At 48.2% G+C, this 16,865-nt stretch carries 10 protein-coding genes and 1 pseudogene; 4 read left to right on the top strand and 7 right to left on the bottom strand.

Features of this window, described 5'->3' with window-relative positions; translation table 11 throughout:
* The first annotated feature begins 923 nt into the window (after positions 1-923).
* The 4 genes from DFO57_RS06420 to DFO57_RS06405 all read left to right on the top strand — a co-directional run bounded on the left by DFO57_RS06420 (position 924) and on the right by DFO57_RS06405 (position 10,534).
* Positions 924-1,829: a flagellin gene (locus DFO57_RS06420; protein WP_014593938.1), complete on the top strand. Its 906-nt coding sequence runs from the start codon at positions 924-926 to the stop codon at positions 1,827-1,829.
* Between the two features lie 189 nt (positions 1,830-2,018).
* Positions 2,019-5,711, top strand: coding sequence for a glycosyltransferase (locus tag DFO57_RS06415; RefSeq protein WP_064373935.1), 3,693 nt, complete (start codon positions 2,019-2,021; stop codon positions 5,709-5,711).
* A gap of 130 nt (positions 5,712-5,841) precedes the next feature.
* Positions 5,842-9,315 (top strand): glycosyl transferase family 2, encoded by a 3,474-nt coding sequence (locus DFO57_RS06410; protein ID WP_014605575.1) that lies wholly within the window; start codon positions 5,842-5,844, stop codon positions 9,313-9,315.
* A gap of 76 nt (positions 9,316-9,391) precedes the next feature.
* Positions 9,392-10,534 carry a DegT/DnrJ/EryC1/StrS aminotransferase family protein gene (locus tag DFO57_RS06405; protein WP_014605576.1) on the top strand — a complete coding sequence of 381 codons (1,143 nt, stop codon included), beginning with the start codon at positions 9,392-9,394 and terminating at the stop codon, positions 10,532-10,534.
* Positions 10,535-10,788: 254 nt separating this feature from the next.
* On the opposite strand, the gene DFO57_RS06400 is transcribed toward DFO57_RS06405, so the two are convergent.
* The 7 genes and pseudogenes from DFO57_RS06400 to DFO57_RS06370 form a co-directional block, all read right to left on the bottom strand.
* The gene (locus tag DFO57_RS06400; protein ID WP_014605577.1) at positions 10,789-11,895 is read right to left on the bottom strand and encodes an FkbM family methyltransferase; all 1,107 of its coding nucleotides are present in this window, start codon (positions 11,893-11,895) and stop codon (positions 10,789-10,791) included.
* 33 nt (positions 11,896-11,928) lie between these two features.
* Entirely contained in the window at positions 11,929-13,038 is a 1,110-nt protein-coding gene (locus DFO57_RS06395; RefSeq protein WP_014605578.1) for a Gfo/Idh/MocA family protein, read from the bottom strand.
* 9 nt (positions 13,039-13,047) lie between these two features.
* Complete coding sequence (locus DFO57_RS06390) at positions 13,048-14,214, bottom strand: acetyl-CoA carboxylase biotin carboxylase subunit family protein (RefSeq protein ID WP_110015185.1); 1,167 nt, start codon at positions 14,212-14,214, stop codon at positions 13,048-13,050.
* A 394-nt stretch (positions 14,215-14,608) separates the two neighbouring features.
* Positions 14,609-15,451, bottom strand: a complete 843-nt coding sequence (locus tag DFO57_RS06385; RefSeq protein WP_014605580.1) for a WcbI family polysaccharide biosynthesis putative acetyltransferase — start codon at positions 15,449-15,451, stop codon at positions 14,609-14,611.
* 12 nt (positions 15,452-15,463) lie between these two features.
* Positions 15,464-16,330, bottom strand: coding sequence for a dTDP-4-dehydrorhamnose reductase (gene rfbD, locus DFO57_RS06380; RefSeq protein WP_014605581.1), 867 nt, complete (start codon positions 16,328-16,330; stop codon positions 15,464-15,466).
* Positions 16,330-16,521 carry a dTDP-4-dehydrorhamnose 3,5-epimerase family protein gene (locus DFO57_RS06375; protein WP_227022877.1) on the bottom strand — a complete coding sequence of 64 codons (192 nt, stop codon included), beginning with the start codon at positions 16,519-16,521 and terminating at the stop codon, positions 16,330-16,332. Before DFO57_RS06375 ends, rfbD begins: the two co-directional genes overlap by 1 nt.
* Positions 16,519-16,647 (bottom strand): annotated as a pseudogene (locus tag DFO57_RS06370) (sugar phosphate nucleotidyltransferase); the annotation flags it as partial. The pseudogene DFO57_RS06370 and the gene DFO57_RS06375, both read right to left, overlap by 3 nt.
* Positions 16,648-16,865 lie beyond the last annotated feature (218 nt).

The following is a 16,865-nucleotide window of genomic DNA, read 5'->3' as shown; positions in this document are numbered from 1 at the left end:
CTTCTGTACTGGCCCAGGCCAACCAGGTTCCACAGACCATGCTGTCTCTGCTGCGTTAATCGCCGCAAAACCTGTATTAATAAAAACGCCCTCAGTGATGAGGGCGTTTTTTTATTGCCTGAAAACATGATGTCTTCATGGCTGTGGGTGAAAAAGTGAAACGCTTGCTTGAATGTTACAGGGATTCATACGGCATTTCACGTCGGTGAGTCTCTGGCAGGTCAGCTCACAGCGTTGAGTATCGAACGCTGACGTAAGGGAATAGACAGAAATATGCTGCGTTGAGGGCCTGGGCTAAAACAGGTGCATATCCTGATGCTGATTCGTTCCTGAAAGTGGTTCTGGCAGGCACGGCTATGACATCTTGCGTTATATCCGTTCATGTTCAGGCCGACTGGCTTTTAAAAGGGAAGCGGTTTGACATGAGATGATGAATAGCAATTATTAACGCAATGTTATTATCACGCCTTTCTGGGAATGGATTATTGAAGATGGAATGCTGAAACAGGTTGCCCGAACAGGCACTGAGATATCACGATGTTTCTTTATTGCAGAAATAACATTTTGTCTCGGTGGTGGCATCATATTAAAGCGGAGCCACTTTTCAATAAAACCGGTAAGTGAAAGGTTTTAATACGGAATAAATAGGCGAAAAAATATAACCGCCTATTTAATAACGTTTTTTAATACAGGGGAAAGTGAGCAGGGGAGCGCCTGCTGCCAGGAATACGGTAAGTTTACGCTTCAGTACGGCCCGACCTTGACCTGGGAAGCCTTTTGTAAACAAATTTCAGTTGTCCTCTTTGGTAAAAAAAAAGACTAAAGCATAAAGTTTTAAGCCAGGAGGGCGATAACAATATTGAAGGCGATGAAGCCGCAGGCCAAATCCGAACCCTATAATTCTTTTATGAAGGATAATTATTATGGCAGTTATTAATACCAATACCCTGTCTCTGGTTACGCAGAATAACCTGACCAAATCTCAGTCATCACTGGGTACTGCGATTGAGCGCCTGTCTTCCGGCCTGCGCATCAACAGTGCAAAAGATGACGCAGCGGGTCAGGCGATTGCCAACCGCTTCAGCTCTAACATCAACGGCCTGACCGTTGCTGCCCGTAACGCCAACGACGGTATCTCGCTGTCGCAGACCGCTGAAGGCGCACTGACCGAAGTCAACAACAACCTGCAGCGCGTACGTGACCTGACCGTTCAGGCACAGAACAGCTCTAACTCAGCGTCTGACATAGACTCAATCCAGGCTGAAGTTAACCAGCGTATGGAAGAGATCAACCGCGTCACCAAGCAGACCGACTTCAACGGCATCAAAGTGCTGAACACCGGTTCAGGCAGCAGCACCTACAACTTCCAGGTTGGCGCGAAAGACGGTGAAACCATTGGTATCACCATCAGTGCAAGTAACGGTTTCAACCTGTTCAATACCTCTGGTGCGACGTCTCAGACTACAGGTCAGACTATCAATGGCAACGCCCGTACTACCGCTGCAGAAGGCTTTGACGTACTGAGCGGTACCGTAACAAGCGGTGGCAGCACTGATGGTGCGCCGCTGGCCGATATTGATGCTGCCATTAAAGCAGTCGATAACCAGCGCAGCCTGCTGGGTGCGTCTCAGAACCGTTTTGAGTCCACCATCAGCAACCTGAACAACACCGTAACCAACCTGACCGCGGCCCGCAGCCGTATCCAGGATGCGGATTACGCAACGGAAGTGTCGAACATGTCCCGTGCGCAGATCCTGCAGCAGGCCGGCTCTTCTGTACTGGCCCAGGCCAACCAGGTTCCACAGACCATGCTGTCTCTGCTGCGTTAATCGCCGCAAAACCTGTATTAATAAAAACGCCCTCAGAAATGAGGGCGTTTTTTTGCTTAATCGCTTTAATTAGCCCGGTTTACTGTAGCTAATGTCCCGCTAAGTTAGTCGCTTACACTTCTACAATAGTCTGATATGGGTGATCTATGTGCGTGCAGATTTTGCTGATGCACAACCAGAGGATATCAGATGAGCAGGCTTTTAATTAGCATCGACAGATTCGAGCACTTTTCCATTCACGTTAATGAAGCGCTCGATATCATTGATGTTTTTTTGTCCTTAGGATGGCAGGTTGACGTTGTTACCAGTACGTACGGTAAGACGGTGTCATTTGAACTGGAAAGGCTCAGACAGAATCCAGACTTTCGCATCATCAGCGAAAAGCTGGGCACTTTGGCCGATGAGTATGGGCTTATCCTGGTTTACAAAGGTTTTTTTAGCCAGAAACTCCTGTCTTCTGTTGGGTTATTTTCCAGAACCGCGCCCGTTATTTTCCGGCATTTTTACGACTATCACGATGTTTATATGCCATGGGGCGTTGAGCTTGAGAATCAGCTTGCTTCACTCTCTCTCAGCCTGTCGCCGGCGATCTCTGAGCGATTACTCCAGAACGGCCTTCTACCCGGTCAGGTAGAGGTTTTACCCTATACTTTCTCCCCTGCATTCAATGCATTCGGGCAGCGTAGGATTCGCACAGAATTGAAAAAGGTGCTTTATTTTGCGCCTGATATTTCTGCCGAAATGTATGAACTGCAGCAGCAGCTCAAAGCACAAGCAATCAGCCTGGAATGGTTCGATTGCAGCCAGCCTGTTAGCCGTATTGAGCCTGAGTGGCTCAATAATTATGATGCCGTTATCGGTAGTGATGAGATTGTGGCGAAATCACTCATCCTCGGTATTCCTGTGTTTCTCGCCTCTACAAATTATGTTGAAGGCTATTTAGGCGAGCATAATTTTAGTGAGTTCGATAAATCACATTTTACTGTCGTTAACCTGCAGTTTTGTCCTGATGCGGATGAATGGATTGAATTACTCAAACGTGGCTTCAAGGATGCACTGCATTGGACGCTTGCAAATGAAGACCGCTTCCGGAATCAGTGGGACCTGTCTTGTGCCATCGACAAAATCATTAGCCTGCCACTTGTAGCCAAAAAATGGTCTATGGATGAACGCGCGCATCACGCTTTGCGTTTCCATAGCCAGTCAGTGTTGTCATGGGTAGACAAAAACTATTCTATAGAGCAGTGGCTTAAAGAGAGGCGTATTACGGACGCCCGTCGGGCAGCATTACTCTCGTTTATTGGAGCCGTTCCAGAAAGTGGTCACATCGGCGTCGTCATCGTTAATGAAAAAGGCAACGCAGCTGACTGCAAACGTTCTCTGGCTGCGGTCAGGGAGCAAACACTGCCGCCCTCGACAATAAGCTTATTAAGCGATGATGATGTCGTTTTAGATGAAGGAACTTTTGCGCGATGTGAAAAGGGCTGGCTGGCTGAACTTAACCACTTGCTCAAAGACACAAGCGCCCCTTCCGCATTTATTGTTGTCATGGCAGGAGATGAGCTTTTACCGGATGCCTTGTTGCTCATGGCTGAACACCGTTTGCGCTATCCTGATACCGCCTTCTGGTATTGCGATGAGAGCTTTAACGATGAAAACAATGAACCCGGCGTCATACTGCGACCCGCGCCTAATATCGATCTGTTAAGAAGCACGCCTTACGTGGGCCGCACGCTGATGTTTGACAAACATAAGGCGCAGGCAGCAGGGGGGATCACCGATGAAATGAATCCCCTCGGACTTTATCAACTTCTTTGGCAATGCATTGAACAGCAAGGGCCGGGTGCACTTGGTCATCTGTCAGAAGTGGTGGTAAAGAGCAGTAAAGATAACGGCCGCTGGTTCGAGGAAAGCCATTACAGCGCAGCCTATCAGGACGTTGTTAAAGCACATTTACAACGTTTAGGGATTACGGCATCACTTGACGCCGGAATGAATCTGGGCACGATGCGGGTGCGTTATCACTGGGATGCTAAACCGCTGGTTTCAATTATTATTCCCACCCGCGACCACGCCGCCTTATTACGTACCTGTATTGATACGTTGATGGAGAAAACGCGCTATCCCTATTATGAATTGCTGATTGTTGATAACCAGTCAGTGGACGAACAGGCGTGTGCATTTCTTAACGATCTTGAAAAATTAAATATCGAACAAATCAAGGTCCTACGCTACGACGCGCCGTTCAACTTTGCAGCCATAAATAATCGTGCTGCGGAACAGGCACGAGGCGACATACTGCTGTTTCTCAATAACGACTGCCAAATTACCCATCCGGACTGGCTTGATGCACTGCTCGAACATGCCTTGCGTCCGGAAATTGCCTTGGCGGGCGCTCGTCTGGAGTATCAGGATGGCCGGATACAGCATGGCGGCTTTCTGCTCGGCGTACAGAATGGTGTAGACAGCCCCTGGGATGGGGTTGATGGTGAAGCCAGAGGCTTCCAGCGTTATCTGCAAACTGAGCACAACCTGGCCGCGGTAAGCGCATCTTGCATGATGGTTCGCAAATCGGTCTTTTTTAGTCTGGGTGGATTTGCTGAACAAGAGTATCCCCTGTATTTCGCGGATGTTGATCTGGGCCTACGCGCTTTACAGCAAGGTTACCTGAACGTCTGGACACCATGGTCGCGCGTTCGTCATATGGGCGGAGCAACCCGACTGATGACGGAAAAATTCCATGTGCAGGAAAGACCTTTTCTTCACGATTACAGCAAGCTTCGCAGCCAATGGCGATCGATGCTCTTGCGGGATCCCAGCAATAATCAACAAATGCAGCGGGCAGGTAAAGCGTTCACGCTTGGCGCAGGAACGGCGCGTTTCCAGCAGCCGTTACCGGGGCGCCCCTTGCCGGTTGTGTTAGCGCATCACGTTGACTGGCAGGGATGTGGCAATCACCGTATCGTCCAGCCATTTAAAGCGCTGGAAAGTAATCTGCTGTTAGAAGGCGGTATGACCCAGCAGATTCCCGGCGTCATGGAAGTGGCGCTTCTGCAACCAGACATCATTTTGCTGGAGTCATTAAGTGGAAGCCGCTTCCCTTCAATTATGAAGCAGTATCGGGACGTCAGCGACGCGAAGATCGTGGTGGAATATGATGATTTCCTGCTGAACGTGCCGTTAAAAAATGGCAACCGCAACCACTTTCCCCAGCAGATCGTCAAAAATCTTCGCAAAGTGATGGAGTCCGCAGACTGGGTTGTCGTTTCCACGGCGCCACTGGCTGAGGCTTACAGCCGCTTTCACGCCGATATACGGATCGCGCAAAACCGACTGGCGGAAGCACAGTGGGGGCACTTATTGAGTCAACGTGGTGTCGGGCGTAAGGTGCGTATCGGCTGGGCAGGCGGCAGCACGCACACGGGCGATCTGCAAATTTTATTGCCAATTATCAAGGAACTGGAAGATAAGGTTGAATGGGTGTTCATGGGGATGAAGCCCCGGGGCGTTCACTGCGAATTCCATCCAGGCGTGCCTTTTGAGATGTATCCAGAAAAACTCGCCAGCCTCAACCTGGATCTGGCGCTGGTTCCTCTTGAAATCAACCAGTTTAATGAATGCAAAAGTAACCTTAGGCTGCTGGAGATTGGCACCTGCGGCGTGCCCATTATCGCGACCAGTATCGAGCCTTATCGCTGTGGATTGCCTGTGACCCTGGTTGAAAACCGCTTCAAAGACTGGATGGGCGCTATCCGCTCGCACTTAGGCGACATGGAGGCCACTTATCATCTGGGCGATCAACTCCGTGCTGCCGTCCATCAGGACTGGTATCTAAGGGAGAATGGATTAGATGAATGGCAGAAAGGTTGGCTTTCTGCCTGAAGCGGTTGCGGCGCGTCGTCTTGATGATGACGCCGTCGTTACATGACTGGACATAAGGTCTCCGTAGAGACACACGACTTTCAGGCAACGCCAGCTTTTCATTGTCGCGCCTGTAGAAAAAGAGGCTGTTATGCGTGGGTTCACCTTTCCATACTTACTTCTGGCACCTGATTACATCGAATCGTCATCCGGCGTTCAGGTTATTCATCAGCTCTGTCATATGATTAACGAACAGGGCGGTAAAGCCTGGATGGTTAATTGCCGGGTAAATCCAGAATGGAATACGCCGGTGATAAACAGTGAAGACTGGATGGTTATTCAAAACAGCGGACAACCCTGGATTGCCATTTACCCTGAAATCGTGTCGGGAAACCCTCTCTCCGCGCCCGTTTGTGTTCGCTATATGCTGAACCGGGAAGGCGTGATCATGAATAATCGGATACATGAAGGACCAGAAGATTTATTTTTCTGGTACCGCAACGAATTTGCTGAAAAAGCGGTTGATCCACAGATATTGGGAATTGAATCGTTTGATCTGCAATTATTTTGTGACGACAACCCGGAGAAAGACCTTAATATTCTCTACCTGAATCGTGTGCCTGAATCGGTTGTTGATTTCAGCCGACTCCCTGCAGATACCAAAATCTTGTCTATGGCAAACCCACTGCCTCTGAAAGAACTTGCCGTTGTGCTCAAGCGTACGCGCGTATTTTATTCGTATGAATCCTCGGGCACCTGCGCAATGGCGATTTTATGCGGAAGTCCCGTAGTTTCGTTAACCGCACCGGGTTATGAAAAGTATGCCATTACGCAGGAAACCGTGCGTGACAACGGTGGCGCTGGATTTTGCTGGGAAAACACCCAGGAAGCGATTGATAACGAGCGCCAGAATTTATGGAAGATGCGTGAATATTTTCTGGTCCGACGCGCGCGAAGTCAGCAACAGTTTGAAAACTTCGTTACGTTGACACAAGAAAAGGCCGAGCAACGTGCCGCGCATGATAAGCGACACGCTTTGAATGACTGGCTGTATAAGCGTCTACTTCCAGTTCCTGCTGAAAAGGTGCAGAGTATTGCGCCACCGCCAGGCCTCAGAATGCTGATTGCCGTGCAGTCAGGTCGCGCAGAAGACATGAACACGACGCTGAATACCTTACTGCCTCAGTTAGATCATGTAAAAGGATGCGCTGTTTTACTGGCGGCTCATCAGGAAACGCGACACGTTTCTGATGATCGTGTCGTTCAAATCGGGCCTGAGGTATGGTTGGGCGAAATTAATCGTTATCTGGAGCAGAACGTTTACGACTGGATATACGTCGTCCCTGCCGGATGCCAGTTTACTGCGGAAAGTTTACGACTCATGGCTGAAGCCTTGAGCAGCAGAACGGAATGCGCTTTTGTTTACGCGGATGAAGGCCTCTCTGACAATGAAGGGAAAATTCATCCCCATTTTAAGCCTGCATTTTGCCCGGATCTTTTTCTGAGTCAGCCTTCACTCTATCTCAAGCGCGGGATCTTCGCGCGAAACGCCATGATGGCTATTGGCGGGTTTAATGCTGATTTTTCGGAGTGCTATGAACTGGATGCGGTTACACGGTTGTTAGCCACGTACGATCGCAATGCCTTTGGCCATGTTTCAGAAGTCTTTACCGTGACTGCTCTGAACAGCTGTGTGACACAGGAACTTCAGCAGGAACATGCTGTGTTGCAATCTTATCTTCAGCAGCAGGGCTTCAGCCAAGGTGTAGTGGAGCACCAGCCGGGTAAGCCGTGGCGGTTAAAATACAGCATGGAGCCGGTTATTTCGCTCAGCATCATACTTGTCGCTGGCACGGATATTCATCAACTGCAGTGTTGCATCACCACGTTATTTGAACAAACCTATCAACCGCTATGCCAGTTGATTGTTATTGTGACGCCAGCGACCTCTGAGGCTATCACGGCCTGGCTGACGACAAATTTGTCAACAGCATCGGTTAACATCCACATCCTGAAAAGTCATGGTAGCCAAACCCAGGAAGCTGCGATTAATGAGGTAGCAGGGCAGGCAGAAGGCGAGTTTCTGCTGTTGTTGGATCCCAGTGTTTTATTTGTCAGCCGCGGCTGGCTGGAGGCGCTGGCATGTCATGCTCTACGGCATGACGTTGTCTGCGTCGCGCCTCATATTATCAACCTGGACAGTCAGATCTTATGTGCCGGAGAAATTCTTGGGGTTCGGGGCCTGGCCTTCCCCGTCGGTTATGCCGAAAGATGGGGCAATGCAGGCTACCTGTCACGTTATCAAAGCGACTGTAGTTATTCGACGTTGCCCACAGACTGTTTGTTAATCAGAAAAGACAGATGGCTGGAGATCGGCGGATTTGATACGGCTTACACACAACCTCTGCTGGCCAGACTGGACCTGAATCTGCGACTGGTTCAGCAGGGCGGTCGGGCAATATGCACACCCTACAGCGTCGTAGCGAAACAGGAAGCCGTGACGGACTTTCCGCCAAATTACGCGTTGTCGCCTTCACAGGACCTCGACCGTTTCTATCACACCTGGCTCCCTGTTCTGGCAGATGATCCGGCTTATAATAAAAATTTAAGCCTGAACAGAACCCTTTTTACCGCAGACAGAACGTTAGTCACGGGCTGGAATCCGCTCAAACATAGCGAAACACGCACCGTCATTTTTATCGCGCAGGATCAGAATGATACTGGCGTGCAGCGATTTATCACCGCTCTGGACAGGCTAACGAATGCCGGCGGCGTCAAAAGCGTGCTTCTTGAACAGATACCCTCCGCGCCAGAATTATTGCGGCATCATCCTGACGAGCTCGTTATCAGCGGCGAACTGTCGGATCTCGCCTGCCAGACAATCAGGCAACTCAAAAACGCCGTAACCTGTCGTGTTCATTATCTTATTCAGGACGATCCGAATGCGCGGAAATATAAAAAATTAATTGAAGATAATGTTATCGATAACTGGCTAACGTACAGCGATGCCCTGGCCAATTGGCTCAAAAAGCGCCATAAACCTGTCGTTATTCTTCCCAATGTTTTAGTGCAACCCTGTCAGGATAGGGTTAAGCAGAAAAAAGACAAATGCCGTGTCGTGTGTTTCACATACGATCTCAGGAAGAAAGAGTGTGAATTACTGACTTCAGCGATAATGGCAAGTGCTGAAAGGCTTGACTGGATTGTCATTGGGCATTGTCCGCCGGAATGGCTGCCTTATATCAGGGAAACGTACCGTTTTCAGACTGAGGCCCGCCTGGTCGCGCAGTTGCTGCATTGTGAAGCCGATATCGCCGTGCTTCCGCGCTGCAACAATGATGAAAACCGTTACAAAGATAACAACGTGCTCATGCAGTTAGCGGTTATGGGGATACCGGCGATATATAGCGATCATCCTACATTCGGTGAATCCGTTCCCGGCTGGAAAGTAAAGCATAACCCGAACGCCTGGAAAGAGGCTATCGCAACACTTTGTGCAGAGACGTCGCTCACTGACACGATGAGTCAGCAGTTGAAAGAAAAAGCTTATGACGAGGTAAACCAGAACGCGCTTATGACACTTTTCGGCCGGATACAGGCGTTATCTGAAGCAACTCAGGCATAAATGACGTGCAAAGACAGCGAGCCAGATAAAAGCCCTGTACGCATTCAACAATTATTTAAGGTCAGGAAGTTATCCGATGAAGATAAACAAGCCCTCATCAAATGTGCTGGTGACAAGTCCTCTTCTGCCGCCCTTGGAAGAGTTCCTGCCTTATTTAGAACGTATCTGGGACAGTAAACAGCTCACAAATGGTGGTCCCTATCACCAGGAGCTGGAACGGGCCCTTGCCGATTATCTCGGTGTCGAGCACCTCAGTTTGTTCGCGAACGGTACCCTGGCGCTGGTGACTGCGCTACAGGCGCTCAGAATCACGGGGGAGGTGATTACCACGCCATATTCTTTCGTCGCGACATCCCATTCCTTATTATGGAACGGCATAAAACCCATTTTCGTCGATATTGATCCTGTTACCTGCAATATCGATCCTGAAAAGATTGAGTCCGCCATTACGCCAACCACCAGTGCAATTTTACCCGTTCACTGCTATGGCATTCCCTGCGATGTTGACCGCATTCAACGTATTGCCGACAACTACGGTCTGAAAGTCATTTACGATGCCGCGCATTGTTTTGGTGTTAAACAAAAAAACGTCAGTATCCTAAATCACGGCGATCTGTCTGTTTTAAGCTTCCATGCAACGAAGGTATTTAATACGTTTGAAGGCGGTGCCATTATCTGCCCGAATGAAAAAATCAAACGACGTATTGATTATTTAAAGAATTTTGGCTTTGCCGATGAAACCACGGTGGTTGCGCCGGGTATCAATGGCAAAATGAATGAAGTTCAGGCGGCTTTTGGATTACTCCAGCTGAAGCATGTGGATTCAGCGCTGGCTAAGCGTAAAGTCATTTATCAAAAATATCAGCAGGCATTAGGGCATATACACGGACTTACGCTACTACCGCTCGTTGATGAAACCGACTGGAACTATGCGTATTGCCCGGTCTTTGTTCACGCGGGATTATTCCCGATGACGCGTGATGAACTGTATCATCACTTCAAAAGCCAAAATATTTATGTCAGACGGTATTTTTATCCGCTCATCTCCGATTTCCCGATGTACAAAGGCTATGAATCATCGGCTCCTTCAAATCTGCCGGTGGCCAGTCAAATTTCTCAGCAGGTGTTGTGTTTACCAGTGCATCCGAACCTGGCGGAAGAAGATCAGGATGAGATTATTAACATTATTATGCGCGCCAGCAATGTGAATGCTGCGTAAGTCATCAATCCGGATCTTTGCAAGCCCGTCATGCAAAAGTGAACATGCTTTTGCATGACGCTGCAGATCTCACATGCATTCCATCTGCACGATCTCGCTTTCTTAATCGGTTCTCATCTCAAAAATCGTTGCTGACAGCGGTACATTGACAGCAGCCTGAAAAAGAAACGGGAAGGGCACAGACGACGGATACAGGTAATGAGAATAACTCTGCCCGGTTGATACGCGAGAGCCGGGCTGATGCAAAGAAAAAATCAGGTAGGAATCGCGTACAACACCAGTTCAAAAGCATGAACAGGATGATGTGCGCGGAGATAAAACCGATACCCGGGCATAATGCTTTTAATATAAGCAGGGATCTTTATAAGATCATCCGGTTTATGATAGGCGCTGATTGCCAACAGTGGGTAACAGCGTTGAATACTGTTTTTCGCCCCCTCCAGCGCAGAAAGCTCAGCACCTTCAATATCCATTTTGATAAATGTCACCTTACTGTCCGCAATAACGCTATCGAGCGTGGTTAATACGATACTGTTAGTCGTGACCTTTTCGGTGATTTTTGAATCCAACGCTTTTCCTGATTCGAAATACAGCGTTGTCTCTTCACTCCATACGCCTGCCTGGTGGCATTCACAATACGCTTTATCCGCTGTAGCGGCACACAGCAACGGGTAATTGACCTTGTCTGGTTCGAAGGCAAAGATTTTTTTCGGCAAAGGGAGTCCGCGGGTTGCCAGTGCGGCTTCGAAAGCATTCACGCTGTCACCATTATAAGCGCCACAGTCAACAAAAACCTCGGACTTACTCAACGCGACAATGTCGATTGGGAAGTAATGGTTCTCATCATATACTGCTTTAATATAGTCAGAGCGTGCGCTAATACGCTGATTCATGAATGCGATAAACGTCTCGCGAGATTTATCATCACCAAGACTTTCATATAAGGAATGCAGTGCATCAGCATGAGTCTGACAAAAATCATAGGAGATAATTTCTTCGGTGTTCACGCCTGTGAAAGAGGGATCATAGACCAGGACTTCAGATTGAACGTCTGATAGTGAATTTAAAAACGTCTGATCGACATACTGTAGTGCAATAATAAAATTGTATTTCTTATTGGTGTTGAGCAAGTTTTCTAGAGGCACAACAGTCAGTTCGTTTAACGTTTGACCAGGAGAAAAATACATTTCATTGACCGCAACATAATCGATATGCAAGTGATTACGCGCCATATATTCACTGGTCTTAGTAGCCAGACAGCCTGCGCCAATGAGGACTACCGGATTGCTGTTTTGGTACATTTTCTCCAGCGTAACGAGAAAATGGTTATTTTTCTCGACTATTTCACTAAGAAAATTCATGAGAAACTCCGTTATATTTTATCTTTTTATTGTTTAAAGGGTACATTTTTGCAGACTTGTTGCACTTTTCGCGGCACTTTCGAGAAAGTGAAGCCCGCGAGCCGCAACGTCTGAACCCATCACGTAATCGTTAGGTTCCCCTCTCAATGCAGAGGCAATGTCAGCATAATAATTGGCAAATGCTTCAATAAAGCCAGCAGGGTGACCCGCTTTAAAACGGCAGTAACGTGCATCAGCAGCAACAATATTGTCATTGGCTGTGCGATCGATAACAGTACGACTGCCTTGCAAACCGCTGACATAAAGGAATTCAGGATCCATTTGGAGCCATTCTGCACTGCCCTGACTTCCCATGACGCGAATCCGCAGGCCATTTCGGTATCCCAGGGCGGCTTTGCCATACCAGTAATTACATGTCATACCGCTTTGATAACGCGATAAGAGATGTACGGTGTCGATGACGCCGGGGATTTTGGCGTACGTATCATGGATCGCATAAATATCGACTGCGTGATCCCCGGTGATAAATTCAATTAGCTGGTGAACATGAACGCCAAGATCGAGCGAAACGGTTGGAATGACGGCATCCTGCTGCCGCCATCTCTGCGGTTTTGGCACATCGCCATGTTGATTATGTCGTGCAAAACCTTCCTGAGGCATTTCAACCATGACTTGCTGAATGGCCCCGAAATCGCCCCGCTGTACGCGTTTTTGCAGTTCGCGCACCATGGGATAGCCACTGTAATTATAAGTGACAAACAATTTTGCCTGATGTTGGTGCTCGCTGTTCATCACGTGCAAAGCGCTTTGATGGCTTTCAACCATAGCCTTTTCGCAAATTACAGCCAGACCGTTTTCGAAACAGGCGGTGATAATTTCATGATGGTCAGGGGTGGGTGTTAACACCGCAACTGCGTCAAGATGGTGGCGCTCCTGCATAATAAATGCCTGAATACTGTCGTAGATACGTTCAGGATGAATATTCCAGCTCTCACCCGTGTGGCGATTCTGCTCAGGATTGCGGCTAAAGCAGCCCGCCACAAGTGTAAAATCCCCGTCGAGCTGTGAGGCAATTTTATGGGTAAGACCAATAGCCGAATTCGCGCCACCGCCAATAAAACCAAGTTGTAGTTGTTTTTTCATATCGGTTTCCTAGTACTTACTGAGCGTAAAAAAATTTTTTAATTGTGGTGTGAAGCTGGCCAGTTCATCACGTTGGTGGAATTCAGCAAAAATAAGCGCGGCGCGATCGTGAGGCGCGCGCTGGATTCTCTCGCCTGTTTTCTTCAGTGGCAGAAAGGAAAGGATATTGGCCGGTAATGCTGCGAAGTTGACGGAGGTAAAGGTTTCTTCCTGATCAACGGACAGGGTATGGCGAGCGATTAATCTGACGTGCCCGGGGCGCCGATTGGCTGGCGTAAAAGGTGTGCCGGTAAAGGCATGGGTGAACCAGAGTGAATAAGGCGTGTCTGTAGAATATTCAATAAGTTGATTATAAAGATCACCCGGGCATCGGCGTGTCATTTCTATTAGAGAAAAGTCTTTACCGTCCGAGATAAACTGAGTGTGCAGTAAACCATCACAAAGCCCGAGCTCATCAACGAGTGCCTGTATACAGTCGCTGACCTGGTCTTTTATCGACGCAGAAAGATTGAGGCTGAGACTACTACTGTTTACCTGCCAGGAGTAAACGGTACAAAATTCATCAACAAAATATTCGACCGCCACTTTTCCATTCACGATAAAAGCGGAGTGGCTGTGCAAATCACCGGCTATCCAGCGCTCTATAAGTGCCTGGCCACAGGATGATGCTGCACAGGCGTCTCGCCAGGCGGCGGAGATATGTTCGCGCTCAGTCACCAGTGAAATCCCTAATCCGCTGTATGAGTCGACAGGTTTTATCATCAACGGTAGCGGAAGTGGCGCCGCCTCTTCAGGACAGCTCACGGCCACAGGGACTGGATAACCCTTATTCTGTGCCCACTGGCGGAAAACGTCTTTTTTAAAAATAATTTCTGCTACATCAGGGCGATCAAAACCGCGTAAGCCCATTGCTTCAGCGACACTGGCACCCGTAAGGTAAGACACATCGGTAACACCAGGCAGAAGTGAAGTGATATTGAGTGATTTCGCCAGGGTCAGTACGTCCTGTACGTTGGCATAATTCAGGCAAAAAGAGTGGGCCGCGAGTTGATGAACCGGATCCTGCGGTTTGCCGCTGCATACGGCTGTTTCATAACCGGAATGCTTAAGTGCCATCAAAAGAGGCATGGCAGCAAAACCGGCATCCAGCATAAGTGCTTTTTTATTACTGCTCATTATGATTTGCCTGAGGTGGTGCAGCTAACACATTGTTTAGCTAGCGAAGTTTTTCCTGGTATGAATGGGGTGCCAGGCGCGCTTTTATAGCAGATTGTAATCCCGGCAGGCCGAACTGATGCCGTAAATAAAGCCCTTTTTAGTGTGTATTTAACGCAAACGGGGACAGGCAGGCACTCCAGGAACCGCGCTTCTTTCTGGCGTCAACCTGAGCGTTGTAAGCAGAATCATAATGACCGGAATGGCAGAGACAGGCCTGACGCAACAAAGCGATATAACGCTGTATTAATACGGTAAAGCAATATCGCTGTGTTTATTGCGCGGCCTGAACAATATCGTTTTCTGTGCTGATAAGCCTGATCGATAAGATGCAACTTCAGGCTTACAGCATAGCTCAGAGGTTTTGATAGCCGGATTTCAGACTGCGGTAATAGGTAGAACGCAGTAAGGCTTCTGAGAGTTGTTCACGCGATTGTGAAGAAAAGAAGTGATAGTTAATTTTACAGGCCAGAGAAAGCCCTGTTTCGCGCATCATAAAATAATGCTGTTCGCCACTGCCTACCTCTGGAACAATATAGTTTTTAAGCAAATCGTTGCCGCCCAGATCGAAGTTCTTATTCTCTTTAAATAAATCAAAAAAGATTGCACTAAAGAAAATGCTTAAATGTTTATTATTGGGGTGGCTTACCGTGCTGTAGCAACGTTTATCTTTTAACAGGGCATCCCGATAAAAGTCTGAATAATCAAACGCCACCTTCCCCTCTTTGAACAACCGCTGGTAGCGATTAGCGTCGTCCATGATCATGTTATGCTGCCTGGCAGCATCGTAACTGACATTGTGGTACGCAGCAACGGCATCCATACAGGCATGTGCGGTCAAATAAAGATGCAAAAAACGGTAATCAACATACACCATTAAATCGGGCACGGCAGCAGAATAATACCCTAGTTGCGGTGCTGATACGCTTGATTCCATTGTGGGTAATATGCGGATATCGAAATACTCAGTCAGTTTTACAGTTGAAAGCAAACCCCAGCGTTCAGAATGATACTGCATATAAATATGATCGCAGCTTTCAAGTTCGTGCATCAGATTGATAATGTCTCGCTGAGCATCAAGTTTATACAGAGGTGTATTAAAAACTTGTGTTATTGCGCCACGATGAAGCTCAGAATAATTACTTAATAACTGACCAACGACTTCGAGCTGACAGTTACCAATCGTTGCTACTTTCATTCAATTATCTCCTTATAAAGTATTCGCGTAGGGAAAGGGGGTCGCCAGGTGATTCAGACAGAGGCGAAGTTTATCCTGCCAGTCTGAAGGGTGGATGCCGATGGTGCTGAGAGCGTCGCTGTTCATCACACTGCGCGCAGGCCGAATCGCCGCAGACGGATAGTGCGAGCTGATAATGCCATGCACGACCACGTCCTGTTGCGCCGCGACAAATATTGTCTGAGCGAATTCGCACCAGCTAACGGCAACATCGCCACAATAATGGTAAAGACCGCGCTTTTCGGGCATGTCGGCGAGCGTGATCATGGCCTGGGCTAAATCACCCGCGTAGGTCGGACAGCCATACTGATCGTTCACCACATGTAACTCGGAACGCGTCTGCGCCAGACGAAGCATCGTACTCACGAAGTTATTACCGTATTCGCTGAACATCCATGAGGTTCTAATCACAATGGCTTCTGGCAATACCTCAAACACACGCTTTTCACCTTCCCACTTGCTTAAGCCATAGAAATTAATCGGGCAGGGCGGATCATTTTCGCTATAAGTCGTTTTCTTTAACCCATCAAAAACATAGTCAGTCGATATATGAATCAGGCGTGCGTTGACCAGTTTTGCTGCTTGTGCCAGATTTTCAGGACCAATCGCATTCACCTTCAGCGCGCGGGTACGATCGGTTTCTGCTTTATCGACGGCCGTGTAGGCCGCAGCATTCATGATGACATCAGGTTTGAATTTTTTGACGACGCGCATAACCGCACAGCGGTCAGTAATATCCAGTTCTGCCGAACCACACGCCAGCGTGATCCAGTCAGCGGGAAAACGATCCAGCAAGCAACGCCCTAATTGGCCATAAGCCCCTGTAAGTAAAACGCGCATTACACCAACTCCTGCAGTGATAGTCCTTGTTGATCTTTTACCGACAATATCGGCTGTTCTACAGGCCATTGAATTGCAAAATCAGGGTCATTCCACATCAGGCAGGCTTCATCCTTAGGATTATCATAGTGAGGACAGGTATATTCAAAATCAGCAATGTCCGGGCGCGAGACGAATGGATGCAAGTGCATCAAAAGCGAAAGGGGAAGAGAGAGCATGGGTTTGTCATAGAACGGTAGCAGTTGCTCAGAGACGCCGCAGGTTACAGGATGTAATCGAGAACCTGTTCCACCAGCCAGCACTATGCCTTTCATCATTCACTTCCTCTATACCCGATCTGCATCTGCAGAGTGATGGTGAAAGAATACGAGTGTGCAAGTGAAATTAATGGCAAGAATAACCGATAAAAAAGCAGGTAAAGTAAAGGATAAGAACGCCGCGCGCCCCTGAACAGAGAGGGAGATAAAACAAACAGGCGTGTTTTGTGTTGCACTAATGCAAATGTTGCAGAGCAAAACGAACGGATTTTGGTCTG

Origin of the sequence: Pantoea sp. AG702 (assembly GCF_003182295.1) — a bacterium.
Lineage (GTDB): Bacteria > Pseudomonadota > Gammaproteobacteria > Enterobacterales > Enterobacteriaceae > Pantoea > Pantoea ananatis.
Note: the sequence above shows the minus strand (reverse complement) of the source record. Positions and strands in the feature narration are given on the sequence as shown.

Bases quoted from the DNA above. Each gene is read 5' to 3' on its own strand.
- DFO57_RS06420 (WP_014593938.1), top strand. From the start codon at position 924: ATGGCAGTTATTAATACCAATACCCTGTCTCTGGTTACGCAGAATAAC.
- DFO57_RS06415 (WP_064373935.1), top strand. From the start codon at position 2,019: ATGAGCAGGCTTTTAATTAGCATCGACAGATTCGAGCACTTTTCCATT.
- DFO57_RS06410 (WP_014605575.1), top strand. From the start codon at position 5,842: ATGCGTGGGTTCACCTTTCCATACTTACTTCTGGCACCTGATTACATC.
- DFO57_RS06405 (WP_014605576.1), top strand. From the start codon at position 9,392: ATGAAGATAAACAAGCCCTCATCAAATGTGCTGGTGACAAGTCCTCTT.
- DFO57_RS06400 (WP_014605577.1), bottom strand. From the start codon at position 11,895: ATGAATTTTCTTAGTGAAATAGTCGAGAAAAATAACCATTTTCTCGTT.
- DFO57_RS06395 (WP_014605578.1), bottom strand. From the start codon at position 13,038: ATGAAAAAACAACTACAACTTGGTTTTATTGGCGGTGGCGCGAATTCG.
- DFO57_RS06390 (WP_110015185.1), bottom strand. From the start codon at position 14,214: ATGAGCAGTAATAAAAAAGCACTTATGCTGGATGCCGGTTTTGCTGCC.
- DFO57_RS06385 (WP_014605580.1), bottom strand. From the start codon at position 15,451: ATGAAAGTAGCAACGATTGGTAACTGTCAGCTCGAAGTCGTTGGTCAG.
- rfbD (WP_014605581.1), bottom strand. From the start codon at position 16,330: ATGCGCGTTTTACTTACAGGGGCTTATGGCCAATTAGGGCGTTGCTTG.
- DFO57_RS06375 (WP_227022877.1), bottom strand. From the start codon at position 16,521: ATGCACTTGCATCCATTCGTCTCGCGCCCGGACATTGCTGATTTTGAA.